Here is a 4104-nt window from a genome sequence, read left to right on the forward strand (position 1 = left end):
GCCCCGATCGGGGCCCCTGTGCTTTGAATCTGCCGCAACGTCAGTGGCCTACTTTTACTCCGCCACAGTGGCCGGTTTTTGCTCCGCCGTTGACACATCTCTTGACCGCTCGCCCACCGCGCTATCGCACCAGGCGGGATTACGACTGCGGGCCAGCCGGCGGCGGGACGCGGCGCTGCAACGTTCGCTACCCGCCAGTTCAGGTGCGTCGATGTTGACCAGGCGCACCCGCTCGACGCCGCAGCGGATGGTGTCGCCATCATGCACTTTCGGATTAGGACAAGCGGTGAGCGCCGCCAGGGCGACAAGCGTGGATAGCGTTAGCATATGGGTATTGTGCCTCAGGTAAAGCTCTGATGCCATTTCGGTTGCGTCCGGTGCCTATCCGAAACGGATTTACCCACTGAGCAGTCACTAGCGAGCGCAGCACCCATAACCGCCGATGCCAACCGCAAACGCCTGAAGCGCGTCTACGCCAGCGAAACCAAAGCTCAGCAGGCCAACTCGACCGAGGCCAAGAAGCGCATACGCGGCAAGCGCGTCTTCACCGTTGAGCTCGCCACGGCGAGCATGCAGATTCAGCCCAATGTCAAGGCCGCCCTGTCAGGCTGGACCAGCGCGATCGACAGCGTCTCCTGGCTGGCGGAAAGCCTTGAAATCGCGTTGGGCGCTTGCGGGCTGAAACAGCGGCTCGAATTGCAGACCGCCTAATGCCAGGGCCAAGCTAAAGCACGGCCGACCGAACAGGCGCCGGCATTTCCCTCATCGACCGGCCCTCGCGCCAGCAGCCGCCATAGCGACCCGGCCCACCGGGGCGATCACAGCGCCAAGCGCATATCGCAAGTGCCAACACTAAATTTTTTTCACAATTATTGGTAAATAATATTCAGTTTATTTGGAAAAATCTATTATCTTTGACGAAATATTTTGTATTATTATCGATAACGAATATTTATTATACCTAATTCTCAATGGATTTTCCGGAATTATTGAATATGGATATAGTATATTAAATCCAGATTCTTTGAAGAAGCGTTGAATTTCCTGATCAATTTCAAATGGAGCCCACATTCCAAAAAAAATAACTTTGCCAAAGGTAAATAATGAAATTTGCATGTGCATAGTGCCGTTCAATGTCTGCACACTAAATGCTCTATGATAATAGGCATCATCGGGACAAAATTCTTCCAACTTCGCGTAACCACACAACCAATTTTCGTTGCACGCTCCTTCTAATCTAAATCGATCTCTTTCTGAAGCGGAGATGCATATAGTTTCTTTATCTGCAAACTCGTGGCTCATACAGAATAAAGCCACCCAAGAGCTTACACAATTAGAATCCTGAATATCTTTTAATTTGAACAGATTATTTTCATGAAAACCTTTTAGGAGTGGTATGGCCTTATCTACTATATATTTCATCCATCCGCCGTTACACGACCTGCAAGCTATTTTTAAGGTTTGAGATCTCGTCGCCCCAGGACGATTGAGCATCCCTTTTTTGGGCACGACAGGCGGCCCACCTAACCCATCCATCGGCCGCAGCAGTAAGTGATTGTTTTTGACATGCGGCGGCGTCGGATTCAAAGAGCGGGACCATTTCCCCCATATATGCTCTTTAGTCACTCCAGCACGGCCGCAGTACACACACCGGAGTGGCGGTTTTGACATTGAACGCTCCAAAATTAGAAAATTTGCGAAACAGTATTTATTGCCGGATATTAAAATTCCAAAATATTCTATAATTTATGAATTTATAATTTAAATTCCATAATCCTTCCTAATGCCAACTACAAAATCATAATATGGCATTTTTAAGTGAGAAAATATTTGAATTGATGCCAGAATATACTTTCCCATATAACCTATTTTTAAATCGTAATATTTGTTTTCGTTTTTTTGTGGATCATGCATCCCCATTGATCCCGTAAGAAATGATAGATGCTGATTACCGTTAACAAATTCCATAATAATAGGTTCAAATTCATCTTTATTCAAAGACAAAAACGCAAGCGTAAGTGCTGATTTCGCCATCATCCTCATAAAAAGGATTAAATCGTCAACCGCAATCATCGGAATAAGCCCACAACCCCCTCCCGTGTTATATACAGATTCAGACAAAATATTATGCGCAAAAATGTTTTTTAATATGCAAGGATCTTGAATATTTACGGTTTTATTTTCTAGTATATATGGACCCTCAAATACGGGAAGCATAAATCTTTTTGGCATAAATTTTAAGGGTAGACTCAATACTTCTAATTCCCCCCCTTCGTGCGGAGCTACCATAAGCTTCAAGTATTTGTCCGGCTTCCGCGAGCGGTTCCGCGGCACACCGTAAGTGAGCCTTGCTGCGTGCAAAAATCGTTTTAGAACGGGTTGGTCGATTTCTCTGTTCAACCGATCACGGCAAGGCTCGCAGCTACTATTGGCGATAGTATGACGTCCGCCCAAAGCCTCAGGCACGATGTGATCGCGTGTTGTACCGGGACCACCACAGAAAATGCAAAAGCCTATTTTCTTTGAAAACGGTACATCTATTGGAATGTATCGCATGCAAGAACTTTCGTATTCTGGCTAAATCTTCCGCACGATGGCCACAACACGGCCTATCACATTCATTTCGCCGTCATAGGCGACCTCTTCGGGATAGTCGGGATTCAGCGATAGGATACGCATGGCGCCTTCCTTGCCGGGCCGCAGTGCCTTGATCATACCTAGGCCGTGCATTTCGATGGCCCAGACGTGGTCCCACATCCGCGGCGTTTGTTGGCCGGTGTCGATCAGGAGAATGTCGCTGTCGAGAATGGCAGGCATCATCGACGTGCCGCTACTGGTGGCCCAGAACAATTGCTCGATCGGCGATTGCGTGAACTGGCGCACCCATGCGCGCGAGAACGGGCGGAGAACCTGTTGAACCGGTGCGTCGTGGATGTAGGTGCCACCCAAGCCATAGGCGAGATTGAACTCGGCTATTTCCACCATGTCTGCGTTCGGCACAGCTACTGCCGCCAAAGGCATGGGTTCTGATGCCGCTCGCTGGGGGTCATCCGTCTGACCTTTGAGATAAGCAGCGGACGTGCCCAGGACCGCTGCGATCTGATCGAGCGCTCTGGTAGTCTTCGTTTCTCCGCTGATCAGCCGGCCTATTGATGGCTGCTTGACCCCGACGGCACTAGCCAGTTGGGACTGGTTCATGCCGGCCCGCTGCATGGCCGCGATCAGGTTTTCCGGCACAATTTCCCACATGACCGAACGATTATACGGAACCGAATAACAGTTCATCCAACTTTCCCGTTGATCGGTATGCGTTTGTGTATATACGGAAGCGTATGAAAACACCTACGCGCTTTGAGGCCCTCATGCAGGTGGCCAAGTGCTTCCCCACTCAGGAGGCAATGGCCGATGCATTCGACGTATCGCAGCCAACTGTCTGGAGGTGGTTGAACCAATCGAAGCAGCTCCCGGCTGAGCACGTTCTGAAAGCCGAAGAGGTTACCGGCGTCCCTCGTCATCATCTGCGCCCTGATCTTTACCCTGTTGATTTGGCGCCGGGACCGCGCTGGCACGGCGTCGATCAGCGCGTAGATCGCTACCAGGCGGCCGTCCTCTTCAATCAGGCGCGCACTTCGAAGCGGGGTGCCGCAGCATGACCAAGCGGCGCGAACCCCTCACCTATGAAGCCACCCTAACCGACGTTGCCGCGGTAATCGGGTGGGACCAGTGCGGCGCCATCTGCGGCGTTTCCGGCCGGGCCGTCCGCCTCTGGTCGGACCACGACTGCGAGACTGAGATCCGCATGATCGATGCCGAGCGCCTCGATCGCGCCTTTCTCGAGCGCGGTGGCACCTATGCGCCCTTCCATCGCCTGCTCGCCCTGCGCCTCGATATCGCCGCGCACGAGGTAGACGGCCATGATCTGGCCGAAATTGCCATGGGCGCGGCCAAGGAAACCGGTGAGGCGGTGGCCGCCCTGATCAAGGCCAGCGGCCAGCCCGATAGCGCCGCCGCGCGGCGCGAGGCCAAGCGCGAAGTGCAGGAAGCGATCGAGACCCTGACCGAGGGCCTCGCCACGATCGAACGAGCCGAAAAGACGGGAGGGAC

Annotated in this window: 7 protein-coding genes; 3 read left to right on the forward strand and 4 right to left on the reverse strand. The window is 52.0% G+C overall.

What is annotated here, in order from left to right; all coding sequences use genetic code 11:
* Nucleotides 1–54 precede the first annotated feature (54 nt).
* Nucleotides 55–327: a hypothetical protein gene (locus C8K14_RS22050; RefSeq protein WP_108350179.1), complete on the reverse strand. Its 273-nt coding sequence runs from the start codon at nucleotides 325–327 to the stop codon at nucleotides 55–57.
* Between the two features lie 243 nt (nucleotides 328–570).
* On the opposite strand from C8K14_RS22050, the gene C8K14_RS22780 reads away from it, so the two are divergent.
* Nucleotides 571–711 (forward strand): hypothetical protein, encoded by a 141-nt coding sequence (locus tag C8K14_RS22780; protein WP_158272005.1) that lies wholly within the window; start codon nucleotides 571–573, stop codon nucleotides 709–711.
* Nucleotides 712–891: 180 nt separating this feature from the next.
* Here C8K14_RS22780 and C8K14_RS22535 read toward each other — a convergent pair whose 3' ends face one another.
* The 3 genes from C8K14_RS22535 to C8K14_RS22060 all read right to left on the reverse strand — a co-directional run bounded on the left by C8K14_RS22535 (nucleotide 892) and on the right by C8K14_RS22060 (nucleotide 3285).
* The gene (locus C8K14_RS22535) at nucleotides 892–1671 is read right to left on the reverse strand and encodes a hypothetical protein (RefSeq protein ID WP_133726922.1); all 780 of its coding nucleotides are present in this window, start codon (nucleotides 1669–1671) and stop codon (nucleotides 892–894) included.
* Between the two features lie 90 nt (nucleotides 1672–1761).
* Entirely contained in the window at nucleotides 1762–2556 is a 795-nt protein-coding gene (locus C8K14_RS22055) for an HNH endonuclease (RefSeq protein WP_107719282.1), read from the reverse strand.
* Nucleotides 2557–2577: 21 nt separating this feature from the next.
* Nucleotides 2578–3285: a S24 family peptidase gene (locus tag C8K14_RS22060; protein ID WP_107719280.1), complete on the reverse strand. Its 708-nt coding sequence runs from the start codon at nucleotides 3283–3285 to the stop codon at nucleotides 2578–2580.
* A 47-nt stretch (nucleotides 3286–3332) separates the two neighbouring features.
* Between C8K14_RS22060 and C8K14_RS22065 the strand changes: the two genes are divergently transcribed.
* A complete protein-coding gene (locus tag C8K14_RS22065; protein WP_107719278.1) occupies nucleotides 3333–3653 on the forward strand; it encodes a YdaS family helix-turn-helix protein in 321 nt (106 codons plus the stop codon).
* Nucleotides 3650–4104 (forward strand): hypothetical protein (locus C8K14_RS22070; RefSeq protein ID WP_108338596.1); only part of this gene is annotated, 455 nt, incomplete at its 3' end. The genes C8K14_RS22065 and C8K14_RS22070, both read left to right, overlap by 4 nt.

The organism is Novosphingobium sp. GV079, assembly GCF_003058045.1.
Lineage (GTDB): Bacteria > Pseudomonadota > Alphaproteobacteria > Sphingomonadales > Sphingomonadaceae > Novosphingobium > Novosphingobium capsulatum.